Genomic DNA, 17267 nt, shown 5'->3' with positions numbered 1-17267 from the left:
ACTGAAAAAAATATTGATTCAATTCATTTTTTTTCTCTAAATTTACCAATAATTAAAGAATCTCTTCAGATTTAAAAAAAAAAATAAAATGCTTGACAAAAAAGACTCTGTAAAAATCCACAAAGCTTGTGGATAACCATACCCCCCTCTATAAACTTTCTCTCCTTTTTCAAGTGGAGAATCATTATCGATTCTTATTTCAATAGAAACTTTTTGAAATAATAAACAAAAAGCCAGCATCCTCATGGATACTGGCTTTTTTCTCAATTAAAGGAGAAAAAGTTTAAACGCTGAGAGCCTTCAACCGTTTAGCTAAACGCGATACTTTCCTCGCAGCAGCATTTTTATGAAAAACCCCTTTAGAAACTGCACGCATAATTTCAGGCTCAAAATTCTTAAATGCAATCTCCGCAGATGCCTTATCGCCACCCGCCAAAGCATCATCAAACTTACGTATAAAAGTACGAACGCGTGAACGGCGGGCCTTATTAACCTGTGTGCGCGCCGCAACCTTGCGCACCGCTTTTCGAGCAGAAGGTGTATTCGCCATAAATATAATCTCTCTTTCAACACCTTGGTAAAATGAGTCTCAATAACAACTCTACCAATATAAATAAATCCAACCCAAGCAAAACTATAAAGCTGCCTATAACTCGTGTGGTTTATAACGCAATCCCAAAGCTAACGTCAATTAGATTTTCAAAGATAGTCATAAAAAAACGAAGCCAAACTCTTTGATCCGCAACTTTATAGCCTAATAATAGATATTCCTTAACAAACAAAAGAATCTAAACAGCTAACTTACGCAAGACATATTGCAAAATTCCACCATGATGCAAATAATCTAGCTCATCTTCAGTATCAACACGGCATAATAATGGAACGGTTTTTACCGTACCATCAGAAAAAGTAATTTTCGCTACAGTCTTTTGACGAGGTTTCAAGTTATGAATCCCTTCAATTGTCACCTTTTCATCTCCCTTTAAGCCTAAAGATTTCCAACTTAGCCCCTCCTCAAAGACAAAAGGGACAATGCCCATACCAACAAGATTAGAACGATGTATCCTTTCAAAAGATTGCACAATCACCGCTTTGACACCAAGAAGATTGGTCCCCTTGGCAGCCCAATCGCGTGATGATCCATTACCATATTCAACACCTGCAAAAACAACGAGCGGAATACCTTCTTGTTTATACGCCATTGCTGCATCGTAAATGGTTTGTTCTACCGCTGACGGATAATGAACCGTATAACCTCCTTCTCGACCATTTTCCCCTAACATAAAATTACGAATGCGAATATTGGCAAAGGTCCCACGCACCATAACTTCATGATTCCCACGACGCGTTCCATACTGGTTAAAATCAGCTACTTTAACACCATGATCCATTAAATATTTTCCGGCAGGAGAAGCTGCTTTAATAGAACCAGCAGGAGAAATATGATCCGTCGTGATTTTATCACCAAATAAACCTAAAATCCGTGCATCTCTAATATCTGGTAAGATATCAGGCGTTTTCTGCATATCATCGAAATAAGGTGGATTGCGTACATAGGTGGATCGCTCATCCCAAGAATAGGTAGAACCCGTAGGAATCTGAACTTTTTGCCAATTTTCATCTCCCTTAAAAACATCTGCATACTTTTCGGCAAAAACCTTACGCGTGACATTTTTTTCGATAAACTCCTGTATTTCTTGAGAAGTTGGCCAAATATCTCTCAAATAAATGGGTTGGCCATTTGAATCTTCACCAAGAGGCTCCTTGGTTAAATCCTTACACACCGTCCCGATGAGCGCATGTGCAACAACTAACGGTGGTGAAGCTAAATAATTCGCTTGCACATCAGGGGAAACACGCCCTTCAAAATTACGATTTCCTGAAAGAACCGCAGATGCAATTATACCATTGTCATTAATCGTTTTGGAAATAGCTGGATGCAAAGGACCAGAATTCCCAATACATGTTGTGCACCCAAATCCTACTAAGTTAAATCCCAGTGCATCTAAATCTTTTTGCAGACCCGAATTTTGAAGGTAAGCTTCAACGACTTGTGAACCAGGTGCAAGAGAAGTTTTTACCCATGGTTTACTCTTGAGCCCCTTTGCCACAGCATTTCGTGCCAAAAGACCCGCTGCAATAAGAACACTTGGATTCGATGTATTCGTACACGACGTAATCGCAGCGATCACCACATCACCGTGACCAAGCGTATATTCTTCACCCTCGACCTGATAACGCTTATCTTGTCCAGAAGTCTTCTTATAGTCTTCGACCAATGCCTTCTCAAAACCCTGCCCAACGTTTTCCAATGCAATACGTCCTTCAGGACGTTTAGGACCAGCCATAGAAGAGACAACAGTTCCCATATCTAATTCAATTGTATCACTAAAAATGGGATGAGCTACCATTTCATCATGCCACATCCCTTGTGCTTTGGTGTAAGCCTCCACTAAGGCAATCCGATTTTCATCACGCCCTGTCATATTGAGATAACGCACTGTCTCCTTATCAATTGGGAAAAAACCACACGTTGCTCCATATTCAGGTGCCATATTTCCAATCGTTGCCCGATCAGCAAGTGTCATATGCTCCAAACCAGGACCAAAAAACTCAACAAATTTACCGACAACACCCTTCCGACGTAGCATTTGAGTCACCGTCAATACGAGATCGGTGGCTGTTACACCTTCCTTAAGTTTACCTGTTAGACGAAAACCAATCACTTCAGGTAACAACATAGAAACAGGTTGGCCTAACATTGCTGCTTCTGCTTCAATACCACCAACACCCCAACCTAAAACCCCTAAACCATTTACCATAGTCGTATGCGAATCAGTTCCCACACAGGTGTCAGGATAAATCGTCTCACACCCCTCTTCATTCTTCATCCATACACATTGTGCTAAATATTCTAGGTTAACCTGATGACAAATCCCTGTTCCTGGAGGAACAACACGAAAATTTTGAAAGGCTTGCTGCCCCCATTTAAGGAAACGATAGCGTTCACCATTGCGTTCATATTCATGCTCGACGTTTTCCTTAAAAGCCATGGAAGTGCCAAAAGCATCAACAATAACTGAGTGATCAATGATGAGATCAACGGGAATGAGAGGATTGATTTTTTCAGCGCTACCACCAAGTTTAACCATAGCATCACGCATTGCAGAAAGATCAACAACTGCTGGAACACCTGTAAAATCCTGCATAAGAACACGCGCAGGACGGTAAGCAATTTCTGCCCCGGCACTCCCTTTGTCGTTTAACCACTTAGCAACATTGAGGATATCCTCTTTTTTAACTGTGCGACCATCTTCAAATCGCAATAAATTTTCGAGAATAACTTTCATCGAAAACGGTAAACGAGAAACACCCTCAAGTCCGTTCTTCTCCGCTTCGATCAAACTATAATAAATATATTCTTTGCCACCAACATTTAATACTCTGCGACAATTAAAGCTATCAATTTGAGTCATGACTGTCCACCCTCAATACTATAACCACCCAATTTCCAGGAATGAACAACACAAACTACGAGTCAAGGTCGCAGCTTGAGCGCAGACGCAATTACCTCCGCTATCCATTTCCCCTCCACCTCTCATAGGCAAATGCGGAAATCAGCGCCAGAAACCATTTTACACCAGATATTGATGTAAGGTATCCTTTATAGAACTATTTCTAGAACTATTCTAGGTACAATTGCATAAAAAATGTGTTTTTTATTCTATAATACAATAAAGAATATGAAAATAAAAACAAAATAGGCAATCACATGGTGTTATCAGGCAAAGATTTAGCCGCTTACAGAAACGAAGAAATTCTGTTTAAAGGTCTTTCTTTTTGTTTATTTTCACAGCAACTTATGACAATCACCGGTCCTAATGGTATCGGAAAGTCTACATTACTCCGAATCATTGTCGGTCTTCTTGAAGCTGCTGAAGGTCATATAATACTTAAAGACCATGATCAAATATACCCTGTTGCAACTGCCTGTCATTATCTTGGTCCTCAAAATGCTATGAAACCTCTTTTATCTGTCATTGATAATTTGCAATTTTGGGCAGATTTTTACGGTCAACATTTACGTTTTGCGCATGAAGCTCTTGCCGATATTGGTCTTTCTAACCTTGAACATTTACCCTTTAACGCTCTGTCAACTGGACAACAAAGACGCGTAGCTATTGCTCGCCTTTTGCTCTCCTATCGTCCTCTTTGGATTTTAGATGAACCAATATCTGGGCTTGATAACCATGCTCAAAAACTCCTTGCTCGTATTTTCCAGCGTCATCTCAATCAAGGTGGTATGATTATCGCTGCAACTCATAATTCCATAGGCATTCCAGAAAACCATAAAATCGCTCTGGAAAAATTTTTACCTCTCTAGGAGAGAATAAAATGAAAGCACTGTTCTGGCGTGATCTTAAACTATTATTAGCGCTACAAGCCTCTTCACTAACAGGATTATTGTTTTTTATCGCTGTTGTTGTCATAACCCCCTTTGCCATTGGGCCAGACCCAAAAATCCTTGCACAAATAGGACCAGGTATATTGTGGTTTGGAGCCCTTCTTGCAGGGCTTCTCAATCTGAACAAACTTTTCCAAATCGATCGCGATGATGGTAATCTCGACCAATTTATCCTTTCAGGACAAAGACAAAGTTTTACTCTAATTGTCTTTACCAAATGTTTTGCCCATTGGGTAGGAACGATGCTTCCTCTTATTTTTGCCACACCTATTTTAGCCCTCATGCTCCATTTAGATGTAACAATAACTTTTACAACAATACTCACCCTTTTATGCGGAACACCAGCTATTATTTTTATTGGTGCTATAGGCGCTGCACTCGCAACCTCATTGTTGCACAGTACTTTGCTTATTTTTATCATTATCTTGCCGTGGATCATTCCAATTATGATTTTTGGTGTTTCGGCTGCTACAGCCCCAATAAACCCAAATACCTCTTTTCTTACTTCCCTAGCTCTTCTCAGTGCTTTTTCACTTCTTTTGAGTCTCTTTAGCTCTTTTGTTGCTGCAATAACGCTTAAACTTTTATCAGAATAATAAAAGATGATTGCCGCATAGCAAAACTCTGCCTATTATGAATTTTATGAATGAACTATCTCGTACATATAAAATCAAGTCACTCCCTGCAAGTTTCACCCTTTTCATGAAAATAAGCAGTATCGTCTTACCTTGGTTGGCCGGCATAACATTGTGTTTCCTTATCTTAGGGCTTATGCTGGTGATGCATTCTCCTGATGACTATCAACAAGGCATTACTGTTAAGATTATGTACCTTCATGTTCCCTTTGCGTGGTTGTCTACATTCTGTTATGTAACGATGAGTGCAGCGGCATTAGGAAATCTGATTTGGAAATATCATCTTGCTGACGTGGCACTTAAATGTGGAGCGCCTATTGGGGCAATTTTTACCGCCTTGGCTCTCATGACAGGAGCGCTTTGGGGGCGACCTACATGGGGAACATGGTGGGTCTGGGATGCACGGTTAACATCAGTTTTAATTCTGCTTTTTATCTATCTCTCCATTATCCTGCTTGGGCGTGCTTTTGACAACCAAGTAAAAGCCGCTCGTGCGACTGCAATTCTTACACTTGTTGGATTTGTTAATATCCCTGTTATTAAATTTTCCGTTAATTGGTGGAATACATTGCATCAACCAGCATCATTGTTACGTGCTGGAGGATCAACAATCGACAATGCTATGTTATGGCCCCTTATAACAATGCTCTTTTGTTTTATCTTTATGTTTATTGTGCTTTATTTGATGGCTATGCGAAATGAAATCAATAGTCATTATATCCGAATACTTCAGATTAAAAAATCCCGTCGTGCACAACAACAGGACGCTTCATCATGCTCGACCTAAATGGCATCCACAGCGGACTTTTAGGAAATCTATCTCAGAAAATTGATTTTTTCCTTAGCACCCTTAAACACGAGCAAATTGTTGTTTTAAGCTATGTGCTTTCTGCAATATCTCTCTTATGTCTTATTGGATATATTCTTTGCAAAGCTCTATACCAAAAAAAAATTCTCCAACAACTAAACAAAAAAGAGCTGTCACAAAAAGAAAAGTATAATGAAAAACATCCCTCCAAACTTAAAAAAAATATATCTTTGCCTGTTCTACTTGTTTTTTTTGGACCATTTGTTCTTTTTCTTCTTCTCATGGTGTTTTTTTTCAACTTTATGGATAAAAAACACCTTCAAGATTCTTCTCTTCTCGCAAACGCATTGGCTGAAAAACCTGCTCCCAATATTCATCTTCCTCTTCTTGATAAAGAAAATTATCTCAATTCAAAACAGTTTAAAGGACGTGTCACATTGGTCAATTTTTGGGGCTCTTGGTGTCTGCCCTGTCGCGAAGAACATCCTATTCTTATGCAAATTGCACAAGATAAACGTTTTGATCTGATTGGTATTAATTATAAAGATAATAAAACAAACGCTCTGCGTTTTTTAAACAGTTTTGGTAATCCTTTTAAATTTATTGGCTTTGATGTTTCAGGATATACAGCCATTGATTGGGGAATATATGGCCCCCCAGAAACCTTTCTCTTAAATAAAGAGAGCATCATTATTGCCAAACATGTTGGTCCCTTAACGTGGCAAATTTATCAAAAAAAAATTCTACCAAAAATTGAACAAGCGATTATGACAGAAGAAAAATAAAATAATGCAGGTTTGTAAAAACATAACGTTTTATCATGCTATGTATGCTATTTTATTTATACGGACCATCATTCTTCTTAGAAAAATTTTACAAGAGCATTACCATTGTTGATTCAAAAACATGTGTAAAGAAATATCTGTTTGGGAGCTTTATTTTTGATTACTTGGACAAAAACAATATTGCTGTAGAACCATCGTTAGATTAGTGACAGCAACCAACTATTATTTTCAAAGTCATATAGTATTTTGTCTTCGCATTTTTATCTAAAATGCACATTGTTATGAGGGGACTTCACCACTATTCTCATCTTTTTTATAAAATAACAAACCCGTTCCTTCGCAGCGTCATTGTTATATTTATTCCCATTACACTATCTGTTCGTAATAGACTCTATAAAGTCCATATTGAGTCTATACATTCTTATTCTATCGATAATTTCTCTTATGATTATAACTAATGAGCTTTTTTGACTCTTAATAAGATAAATTCGAGTAAGAAAATATGACTACAATCAAAAAGTCTCATTTAACAGAGAAGATAAGTTATGAATACATAATCAATCTATCAATGAACATTATAAAAGAATTCATTGTAAGAAATAAACTTTTGAGATGTAAAAAGTATAAAAGAAGCTTTTTCGAGAGGAGAAAATATATTTTACAGAGAACTCTTTTTTAAGCACTCTATAACGTAATTACTGATCTCAACAGAAAAATCACTCGTATACATTAAAAAATTCTAAGACAAAAAATATTCTAGAAGTTCATATGAGCTTATGCGCAAACTTTTATGACGCAAATAAAATAGGCTTTTGTTGCAATCATCATTTTTTATGAAAAATATTTGATTATGTTTTTTCTTCTAAAAATTCTTGCGGTGTAAAACAATATGTTTTTGAGCAAAATTCACATGTGACTGAAATATATTTATTTTTAACCATTTTATTGCGTTCATCAATAGAAAAGCCTTCTAGGATTCCTTTAATTTTTTCGTGTGAACAAGAACATTGATCGACAAGAGAAAAAGGATTAAAAACTCTAACACCTTGTTCATGAAAAAGACGGAACAAGAGCTGTTTACTACCGACTTGGGGATCTGTTAATTCTGAACTTTCAATCGTTTCCGTGAGTATTTTAGATTCCTGCCATTGGTTATCCAATTGGGTATGAGTTTTCGTTTCTTCTCGCTTTTGATGAGGGGCATCTATTTTATGATGAGACGATTCTTGGGGTAAAAGTTGGATCAAAATACCTCCAGCTCGCCAGCTTTTCTGCGGTTTTCCTTGTTGGTCACGATTAATTAATATAGCAACAGCCAGACGGATATCGGTAGGAATTTGTTCTGATTGATCAAAATAAATACGAGAAGCTTCTTGTAAATTTGATCCATCTAATGCAACTATCCCTTGATAGGGTTGCATATGGGGACCTTGATCAATTGTGAAGGCTAAAGTGCCTTTTCCTAAAAGTGTTTCTGAAGAGGTTTGACCATTGTCTATGGCTTGTTTCAGCTGTTCTTTATCAAAACGAGCGTATCCACGTAAACTGGAAGGAGGCGAAAAATCGCACACCAACATATTAACCGGTCCATCGGAATGGGTTTGTAGAATAAATTTTCCCGTAAGTTTTAGAGAAGTTCCAAGCAGAACCGTTAAAAGTAAAGCTTCTGCCAGAAGATAAGAAACCGGTTCAGGGTATTGATGTCTGTTAAGAATAGAATTTAAAGTTTCCCCAAGTTTTACGGCACGTCCACGGATATCAAGTTCTTCAACTTGAAAGGGAATAACACTATCATCTTCATGCAAGAAGTTGTTGTTGGGAGAGGCTTCATCTTTAGCTTGTTCACTCATAGCTTTGCCTTTTTTATATAATTTGTTGTAGGGAGGCTATTGTGGAGAGAAAAACGCATCTTGTAAACACCAAGAAAGAATTGCTTTTTGAGCATGAAGACGATTTTCAGCCTCATCGAAAACAACGGAGTGCGGTCCATCAATCACAGTATCGACAACTTCTTCACCACGATGAGCAGGAAGACAATGCATAAAAAGAGCATCAGATTTTGCTAATTTCATGAGAGATTCATTGACTTGATAAGGCTGAAAAGTAGAACGACTGCGAGCACGAAATTCTTGTCCCATGGAGACCCATGTGTCGGTCATAATACAATCAGCATCTTGAGCTGCTTTTTGGGGATTATGGGTTAGTGTAAGATGTGCTCCTCGTTCACGTGCCCAATGGATAAATTTTTCCTGTGGCTCACTGCCCTTTGGAGTAGCAATACGCAAATGAAAATCAAAAAGAGCTGCAGCTTCAATTAAGGAATGGAGTACATTATTACCATCCCCCATCCACGCAAATATTTTACCAGAAATAGGCCCCCGATGCTCCTCATAGGTTAATATATCTGCTAGAATTTGGCAAGGATGTGTATCATCTGTAAGGGCATTAATGACAGGAATTTGTGCATATTGTGCCAATTCGAGCATACGTTGATGTTTTGTTGTTCGTAATATCACGATATCCACAAAACGAGATAAAACACGAGCCGTATCAGCTATAGTTTCACTGTGACCAAGCTGCATTTCTGAACCCGTGAGCATGATTGTATCTCCGCCAAGCTGGCGCATACTGATATCGAATGAAATACGGGTTCGTGTGGATGGTTTTTCAAAAATCATCGCAAGTGTTTTACCTATAAAAGGTTTTGAACCTTTTCCTGCTTTAAAAGATGCTTTAAGGATCTTCGCATAATCGATCAGTGCGCGTGCTATTGCTGGCGTTAAAATGGATAAGTCCGTGAAATGACGAAGAGCATTTGTCATGTGTGTGATATTTGTCTTTCTTTGTTTACTTGCGAAAGATAAGCTATTGCTTTTTCAATACGATGCAAACTTTCATCTATTTCTTCTTCCCTAATGATAAGAGGAGGCAATAAGCGCACAACATTGTTGTTGGCAGCAACACTTAAGAGATGTTCATTTTCTAAAGCATTAACGACAAGATTTGAAGACACAACACATTGAATACCCAACATTAGCCCCATCCCCGGAACTGCGCGGATAATATCAGGATAGATATTGAGAATATGCAAAAGTCCACTTTTTAGTTTATCCCCCATGCGCTGAACATGGTTGAGAAAACTTGGCTCTAACAAAATATCAAGAACACTATTTCCTACAGCCATTCCAAGAAGATTTCCTCCAAAGGTTGAACCATGTGTCCCAAGTGTCATGCTTTTTGCAACTTTATCCGTTGCAAGGCAAGCGCCTAATGGAAATCCCCCTCCTAATCCTTTTGCGAGGGTAAGAATATCAGGTGTGACATCACTCCATTCATAAGCAAAAAGCTTTCCTGTTCGTCCTATACCCGTTTGGACTTCATCTAAAATCAATAATAGACCATTATCATCGCATATTTTGCGCAAAAATCTTAAATATTCATGAGGGACCGTTCGTATTCCTCCTTCTCCTTGAATAGGTTCAATAAGAATAGCGGCGGTATTTTTATTAATAGCATTACACAAAGCGATTTCATCACAAAAAGGTACTTGAATAAATCCACCAGCTTTAGGTCCAAAGCCTTCAAGATATTTTTCATGCCCAGTCGCAGCAAGTGCTGCAAGTGTACGTCCATGAAATGCCCCTTCAAAAGTAATTATTTCAATGCGTTCTGAATGACCAGCAGCATAGTAATAATGACGTGCCGTTTTGAATGCGCACTCCAATGCTTCAGTACCTGAATTGCAGAAAAAAACCTTATCCGCAAAACTATTTGCACAAAGCCGCGTGGCAAGAGATGCTTGTTCAGGAGATTGAAAAATATTAGAAACATGCCAAAGTTTTTCAGCTTGTATTTTGAGCGTATCAACCAATTTTGGATGTGAATACCCTAATGCATTAACAGCAATGCCAGATGTGAAATCAAGATAATGTTCTCCTTTATCGGAAATAAGCCATACACCATGCCCCTGTTCAAAATGCAAATTTCGTCGTGCGAAGCATTCATAAAGTGGTTGTATAGAGACAGCATCCATCATAATTCCCTTTATATTTTAACCTTTTCAATATATATACAAAGCAACACTACAAATAAAATAGCATGGTACATTTCGTTACGGTGCTTTCAACATTTCATTACGATTAGTGATTACACCTATAGAATAGATCATTACACCAATTGAAAAAAAGTCAATGAAGGTTCTACAAATAAGCATTTTGGGGAAAAGCCTTAAACAAAAGTGAAAGTTTAACCTATGATTGATTTGCAAGTTGGGGAAAACATTCTAAATAAACTCTTCAAGAGGTAAAGACTCTTGTCATAGAGTGAGTGCATATTGTAATTTACAATGTAATAAGCAAGATGATGTGTTTTGATTTGTAAGTCCACAGGTTGGATGATTTTCTTATGCTCGTTTAGAGTGTAAAGTTCTTTCATTCAGCGTAATGAAAACATTATTTAAACATTTGAAGATGCAACGGGGGAGAGCATCTTAGTGACGTAATCGGAATGGAGTGCTGGTATGGGTTGGACATGTGAACGCGTTGAGCTTCTTAAAAAGCTTTGGAGTGAAGGGTTAAGTGCAAGTCAAATTGCTGCTCAATTAGGTGGGGTCAGCAGAAATGCAGTCATCGGCAAAGTACATCGATTAAAGTTACCAGGACGTGGTAAGACAGCTCAAGGAAGCACGCGTGCGCAAAAAACTCCCGTGGGAAGCAGCAGCCCATCATCTCCACGTGTGCGTCGCAACACATCCACGGTATCGCCAATAAACACATCATCTGTAAGTATTGAAGAAACAGCTTTAAAGACAGAATTTGTAGTGGAAGATGTAAAAGAAGTTGATATGTCCACAAAATCCAATGTAGTGGTGCCTATATCACGTCAACTTAATCTTCTACAATTGAGTGAAAATACATGTAGATGGCCGGTTGGCGATCCATTATCAGCAGATTTTCATTTTTGTGGTGCAGATTCTGATGAAAGTAGCCCCTATTGTGCCTTTCATGCTAAGCTAGCATTTCAACCAATATCTGAAAGACGTCGGATAAGAGTGTAATATCCTCAATTGAATCTCGTATTTTACGTCTTCTGCGCTTCGTTATTAAATTTTAATTATCGAATTATTATGAGAACGAAATTTGATGGAGCTTTTAATGAATGAAAAAATTTCTTCATGAAATTATTCAACGAAACTGTATCTTTTGATGCTACTGCGCAGCTATGTGTTGTAAAGTTATATTCTTGTTTATTTTCACGATTCTCTTTAATTTAGTTGTACTGCTGTTAACACTATCCATAGCAATGTCTTTTGAATAATACAGTTCTCAATTTCTCATGTTTTTATTCTTCGTGTATTTAATAGAGTAATGCTGTGGTTTATAAAAATAATTTATCGCTTTGCAACCTGAATGAGATCCATCTATATCTCTCTCATTTTAAGTCCTCTTATATTGAATCGATCAAAATCTTTCGTTTGGGCGTCACGCGCGAGATGAGAACTGCGGAGAGTAAAAACACTTACAGAAAAGCATGCCTCTGTATAAACGCTTTAAAATACCAATGACTTAAAGGGTTGTTGCAACATTGGGAGATGGTAAAGTGTATGATGATGCCAGCTTACTCTTTTACTAAGCATAAAGATAGGGGGGGTGCTTCATGGATTTATCATTATACTCTTCACGGATACTGTCGCAAAATAAGCTTGAGAGCGTTGAAAGATGTTTCTTTAAAACAAGCCTGTGGATATATTCAATTCAATGTCGTTCTGTTTTGTGTGAGGGATGTGCCCCGTTAACGAATGCTATAAACAAAAGCGTGAAGCAATACGTAGAATGTAAAATAATATCTTTATAATTCTTTATAAAAAATTATAACGAAGGGAATATTGTATTCAAGGCTCTTACGAAATATACGAAAACAATAAATTATAAGTATAAATAAATATTAAACCTGAAACGACCATAATGACATCACATTCCTTCTCCCGACATAAAACGGCGCAACCAAACATAAAGCGCACCTTCTCCGCCATGCTGACGTGCTGCTTGCTCAAACGCGTGGACATAATATCGAAAAGCTGGTGTTGATAACCAATACGGAACAAATCTATACAAAGCTCCATCACTCCCAACGGATCGTCCTTTTCCTGTAATCACAAGGACATAACGCAATCCTCTCTGCTGAGAGGATTGTAGAAATTTTTTTAAGAAAAAATAAGCTTCTTCCTGCATATAACCATGAAGATCAAGACGCGCCTCAAGAGGATAACGACCTTGGGAAATTTTACGATATGCAACATGATCAAAGAAATGAATCTTTTGTGCTTGTATAACTGCCCTCTTTTCTCTTTTAATAATTGTCGAGGGTTGTTGATTTTCCTGAGACAATGAGGAGATTTGAGTTACAGGTTGATTTTTATCATTAATATTTGCAATAATTTCTGAAGTAGAAGAGAGCATCTTACCGTGAAGCGGTGTTATCGTACGACAAACCATCTCCCATAAAAGGCGATCTTGTGAAGCCAATAAATCTCTTTTTTGTCTCCATTTACTTGAGGACATTTTAATTTCTCATAAATCATTGAATGCTTATGGAAGAAAAACAAAAAGTATTTTAATTTTCATTTTCTGTAGCAAAAAGCTTCCAGTTGGGATCTGACGATAAACTATTGCGAACAAAAGTCCAAATATCTCTGATTTCTACAATAGCGTCAGGATCACCGTCTATACGCTCGCCCTGTTCATTATAAGTAACAGAAATCATCTCACTGACAATACGTATCGTTAAAAGTTCATCCTTTTCTTGTATTGCCGCCGCAATAAATTCGATCTTATTAATTCCAACAAAAGTGAATTCTATTCTTTCTTTATTTTTTTCTCGTTGCTCAATAGCCGTACAAAAACTCTCAAAAACATCCTGACAAAGCAAGCTTTTAAGCTGATTGCGATCACCTTTGGCAAAAGCTGTTACAATCATTTCATAAGCAATTTGCGCACCTTTTATAAAAAGTTGAGGAGAAAAATGAGAATCAATTCTATGCAATTCCCGCAAATTTTTATTCAAAAGACTCCCCTCCGGTGAAATTTTATCAATTTCACTAAAGTCGTCTTTTTGTGAATTTTTCTGATGAGGGAACGAAACAATATTATCAGCCGTTTCTGCTTCAACCTGTTTTTTAGAACGACGTGAATAAGGATCAAAGGGTGGCTTTTCAAACCCAATTCGTTTCCCTAATACATTACGGAGTTGCACAAAAATAACAACCATAACAACAAGAGCTATGACAAGTATAACGTCAAATTCCATAGGCGCTGTCAATCTCCAAAGCTTAAGTCTCTAATAAACATTGCAGTCAATACCATTTATCAATAAATATGTAAAATAAGGAATCTTATCATTCAAATATTTTTATAGATTTTGTATTTAAACGGAGTGCTCTTAAGAATTTCTCCCCCTACTCATCCAGAAGGAAATTTTCATGTGATAAAACTTTATTCTATAAATCCTCGTTTTTTTGTTGTTATCTTTCTTTGCATTCTTTTAATCGAGATTGCTGGTTTTATCTTTGTTGGTCAAGAAATTGGTATTTTGGCAACTTTGAGTTTGGTTATTCTCACAACCATAGTTGGGGTTGTTTTATTGCGAATTCAAGGGATTAGCCTTTTAAAAAATATACAAACTGAACTTGTCCAAGGACGCACATTAGAGAATAATATTATTAATGATGCTTTCATCATCTTTAGTGCAATTTTACTTATTCTTCCCGGCTTTGTAAGTGATCTCTTGGGAATATTACTTCTTATTAAACCAATTCGCTCTGTTGCTTGGCATTTCTTTATATCATTAAAAAACAAAATGAATCCCAATACTAAAAGAAAAAATGACTCTGAAAAAATAATTGATCTTAAAGCAGAAGATTACACAATTCATGATACGACAGAATCTCCATGGCGCAAAAATGATGATAACCATTGAAATGCCTAAAAAATCTGCAACAAACTAAAAAAATATTCAAGATAAAGAGCGCATTTCTTGCAACCTTTTGCAAGGCGTGATAACCAATCTGGTCTTTAGATCTAAAATAAATTATACATATTATAATAAGAGAGGTTCGTCGTATGGCCGAAGGTGAAATGAATAACAGTGGTGGAGAGCCGGTTTTTGCTGTATTAACTCAATATTTAAAAGATTTATCATTCGAAAATCCAGGTGCTCCTCGTTCATTGCGTGCACGTGAAAAATCACCACAAATTGATATCAATATTAACGTCAATGCTAACCCAATTGGTGATGACAATTATGATGTCGTTTTGTCTCTCTCCGTCAAAGCCAATGATGAAGCTGAAACCTTATTTCATGTAGAATTGATTTACGGTGGTGTTTTTCACCTTAAAAACATTCCACAAGAACATGTTATGCCTCTGGTCTTTATTGAATGTCCCCGTCTTTTATTTCCATTTGCTCGCCAAATTATATCTGATGCTACTCAAAACGGTGGCTTTCCACCTTTGTGGATTGATCCTATTGATTTTGCAGCACTCTTCCAAAAGCGTCTTTCTGAAGAACAAAAAGACAGTCAAATACAGCCTTCTTAAAAAGTTTATTCTTTTGTTATTAAAAAGCCCCTTGATATATTCTTGGTATAGTAGGGGCTTTTTTCCTTTAGACGACTTTTGCGGCATGATAAGCCGCAAGCATTGCAATATTGACAACATCTGTATCGCTTCCACTAAATGGTACAATTTGGACAGATTTTTCCAATCCAATTAAAATAGGACCAATGATGGTTGCTTCACCAAGTTCTTGTAACATTTTGCTTGCAATGGAAGACGCGTGATATCCAGGCATAACCAAAATGTTAGCGGGCTCCGTTAATCCCATAAATGGATATTGCTGCATCAATTTGGAATTGAGTGCCACATCAGCACTCATTTCTCCATCAAACTCAAAGTCAACTTTGCGTTCATGCAAAATATTAATCGCATCCTGAATTTGCTGCGTCGTCTGCCCTTTCATATAAGCAAATGTAGAAAATGCTAAAAATGCTACCCGTGGTTGATATCCAAATCCTCGCACAAATGAAGCTGCTTGTTCCGCTATATCCGCAAGTTCTTCAGCATTAGGATTTTCATAAACGGCTGTATCCGTAATAAACACAATTCGTCCACGGCAAATAGCCATTGAAATACCAATCAATCGTTCTTTTGGTTTTTCATCAATTGCACGACGTATATCGATTAACGCTGTTTCATAATTGCGTGTCACCCCTGTAACCATTGCATCAGCATCTCCTAGTGCCACCATACACGCAGCAAAATAATTGCGATCATTATTGATACGATGATGACAATCACGCAACAGCCAGCCTTGACGCTGCATCTTTTTATAAAGATAATTCGCATAAGCATCTGTACGGCAAGAAAGCTTAGCATTCATAATGGAAATACCTTCATGCTCCAGATCAATTCCAGCGATAACAGCCGCTTCTCTTACTTGCTCTTCACGACCAACCAAAATCGCTTGTCCTAATTTTTGATGGACATAGGAAACGGCTGCCCGCATAACTTGCTCTTCTTCACCTTCTGCAAAGACAATTTGTTTTGGCGCTTGACGAACATGGTTATAAACCCCACGCATCATCGAGGAAGTAGGATCACGTCTCGCATTCAAATCGCGCTCATAGGCCTCTAAATCATCTATGTTCTTTTGCGCAACACCGCTTTCCATTGCTGCTTTTGCTACCGCTATTGAAACAACCGTAAATAAACGCGGATCAAAAGGAACAGGGATGATATAATTAGGACCAAATTTTAATCGCTTTCCATGATAAGCTTCCGCAACGCTGTCAGGCACTTCTTCATGCGCTAAATTAGCAAGAGCCTTTGCCGCAGCAATCTTCATGTCTTCATTAATAACTCTTGCACGCACATCAAGCGCACCACGAAATATATAAGGAAAACAGAGAACATTATTAATCTGATTTGGATAATCGGAACGTCCTGTTGCGACAATGGCATCATGACGCACTTGCATAACCTCTTCCGGCGTAATTTCTGGATCGGGATTAGCCATAGCAAAAATGATCGGCTGGGGTGCCATGGATCTTACCATTTCAGGAGTAAGAGCACCTTTAGCAGAAACCCCAAAAAATATATCTGCACCTTCCATTGCTTCCATAAGCGTACGTTTATCTGTTTGAATAGCATGCGCAGATTTCCACTGATTCATTCCCTCTTTGCGGCCTTCATAGACCACACCCTTTGTATCACATAATATGATATTTTCGGAACGAAAGCCCATCGCTTTAATCAGTTCAATACAAGCAATCCCTGCAGAACCAGCACCATTACAGACTAACCGCGTATTTTGCATATCGCGCCCTGTTAAAGTCAAAGCGTTGAGAACACCAGCAGCAACAATAATTGCTGTACCATGTTGATCGTCGTGAAAAACAGGTATATTCATTACCTCGCGTAGGCGGCTTTCAATCATAAAGCACTCTGGCGCCTTAATGTCTTCAAGATTAATTCCACCAAAAGAAGGTTCTAAATGGCGCACCAAATTGATAAAACTTT

General features: G+C 37.8%; 15 protein-coding genes. 7 read left to right on the top strand and 8 right to left on the bottom strand.

Annotated elements, in window-relative coordinates; translation table 11 throughout:
• Positions 1-283: 283 nt before the first annotated feature.
• Both rpsT and acnA read right to left on the bottom strand, forming a co-directional pair.
• Positions 284-550 carry a 30S ribosomal protein S20 gene (gene rpsT, locus PVV63_RS05780; RefSeq protein ID WP_273790272.1) on the bottom strand — a complete coding sequence of 89 codons (267 nt, stop codon included), beginning with the start codon at positions 548-550 and terminating at the stop codon, positions 284-286.
• Positions 551-788: 238 nt separating this feature from the next.
• Positions 789-3476 carry an aconitate hydratase AcnA gene (acnA, locus tag PVV63_RS05775; protein ID WP_273790271.1) on the bottom strand — a complete coding sequence of 896 codons (2688 nt, stop codon included), beginning with the start codon at positions 3474-3476 and terminating at the stop codon, positions 789-791.
• A gap of 296 nt (positions 3477-3772) precedes the next feature.
• Here acnA and ccmA point away from each other — a divergent pair, with 296 nt between their 5' ends.
• From ccmA to PVV63_RS05755, 4 genes are all read left to right on the top strand, one after another.
• The gene (gene ccmA / locus PVV63_RS05770; protein ID WP_273790270.1) at positions 3773-4384 is read left to right on the top strand and encodes a heme ABC exporter ATP-binding protein CcmA; all 612 of its coding nucleotides are present in this window, start codon (positions 3773-3775) and stop codon (positions 4382-4384) included.
• Between the two features lie 11 nt (positions 4385-4395).
• Positions 4396-5061, top strand: a complete 666-nt coding sequence (gene ccmB / locus PVV63_RS05765) for a heme exporter protein CcmB (RefSeq protein WP_273790269.1) — start codon at positions 4396-4398, stop codon at positions 5059-5061.
• A 46-nt stretch (positions 5062-5107) separates the two neighbouring features.
• A complete protein-coding gene (locus PVV63_RS05760) occupies positions 5108-5887 on the top strand; it encodes a heme ABC transporter permease (RefSeq protein ID WP_273790268.1) in 780 nt (259 codons plus the stop codon).
• Positions 5888-6078: 191 nt separating this feature from the next.
• Positions 6079-6693, top strand: a complete 615-nt coding sequence (locus PVV63_RS05755; protein WP_273790311.1) for a DsbE family thiol:disulfide interchange protein — start codon at positions 6079-6081, stop codon at positions 6691-6693.
• An 848-nt stretch (positions 6694-7541) separates the two neighbouring features.
• On the opposite strand, the gene PVV63_RS05750 is transcribed toward PVV63_RS05755, so the two are convergent.
• The 3 genes from PVV63_RS05750 to PVV63_RS05740 are packed head-to-tail and all read right to left on the bottom strand — an operon-like array spanning position 7542 to position 10726.
• A complete protein-coding gene (locus PVV63_RS05750; protein ID WP_273790267.1) occupies positions 7542-8543 on the bottom strand; it encodes an Hsp33 family molecular chaperone in 1002 nt (333 codons plus the stop codon).
• Positions 8544-8579: 36 nt separating this feature from the next.
• Complete coding sequence (argF, locus tag PVV63_RS05745; protein ID WP_273790266.1) at positions 8580-9515, bottom strand: ornithine carbamoyltransferase; 936 nt, start codon at positions 9513-9515, stop codon at positions 8580-8582.
• Positions 9512-10726: an aspartate aminotransferase family protein gene (locus PVV63_RS05740; RefSeq protein ID WP_273790265.1), complete on the bottom strand. Its 1215-nt coding sequence runs from the start codon at positions 10724-10726 to the stop codon at positions 9512-9514. The genes argF and PVV63_RS05740 overlap by 4 nt, the downstream gene beginning before the upstream one ends.
• Positions 10727-11212: 486 nt before the next feature.
• Here PVV63_RS05740 and PVV63_RS05735 point away from each other — a divergent pair, with 486 nt between their 5' ends.
• Positions 11213-11749: a GcrA family cell cycle regulator gene (locus PVV63_RS05735; RefSeq protein WP_273790264.1), complete on the top strand. Its 537-nt coding sequence runs from the start codon at positions 11213-11215 to the stop codon at positions 11747-11749.
• A gap of 913 nt (positions 11750-12662) precedes the next feature.
• Here the strand turns inward: PVV63_RS05735 and PVV63_RS05730 are convergent.
• Together PVV63_RS05730 and PVV63_RS05725 are read right to left on the bottom strand one after the other, a co-directional pair.
• Positions 12663-13253 carry a Smr/MutS family protein gene (locus PVV63_RS05730; RefSeq protein ID WP_273790263.1) on the bottom strand — a complete coding sequence of 197 codons (591 nt, stop codon included), beginning with the start codon at positions 13251-13253 and terminating at the stop codon, positions 12663-12665.
• A gap of 52 nt (positions 13254-13305) precedes the next feature.
• Positions 13306-13998 (bottom strand): Tim44/TimA family putative adaptor protein, encoded by a 693-nt coding sequence (locus PVV63_RS05725; protein ID WP_273790262.1) that lies wholly within the window; start codon positions 13996-13998, stop codon positions 13306-13308.
• 174 nt (positions 13999-14172) lie between these two features.
• Between PVV63_RS05725 and PVV63_RS05720 the strand changes: the two genes are divergently transcribed.
• Together PVV63_RS05720 and secB are read left to right on the top strand one after the other, a co-directional pair.
• A complete protein-coding gene (locus PVV63_RS05720; protein WP_273790261.1) occupies positions 14173-14667 on the top strand; it encodes an FxsA family protein in 495 nt (164 codons plus the stop codon).
• A 143-nt stretch (positions 14668-14810) separates the two neighbouring features.
• Entirely contained in the window at positions 14811-15287 is a 477-nt protein-coding gene (gene secB / locus PVV63_RS05715) for a protein-export chaperone SecB (RefSeq protein WP_273790260.1), read from the top strand.
• A 67-nt stretch (positions 15288-15354) separates the two neighbouring features.
• Here secB and PVV63_RS05710 read toward each other — a convergent pair.
• Positions 15355-17267, bottom strand: a 1913-nt coding sequence (locus tag PVV63_RS05710; RefSeq protein ID WP_273791059.1) for an NADP-dependent malic enzyme, incomplete at its 5' end; no start/stop codon positions are given.

Origin of the sequence: Bartonella sp. CM31XJBT, from assembly GCF_028618555.1 — a bacterium.
Taxonomy (GTDB): domain Bacteria; phylum Pseudomonadota; class Alphaproteobacteria; order Rhizobiales; family Rhizobiaceae; genus Bartonella.
Note: the sequence above shows the minus strand (reverse complement) of the source record. Positions and strands in the feature narration are given on the sequence as shown.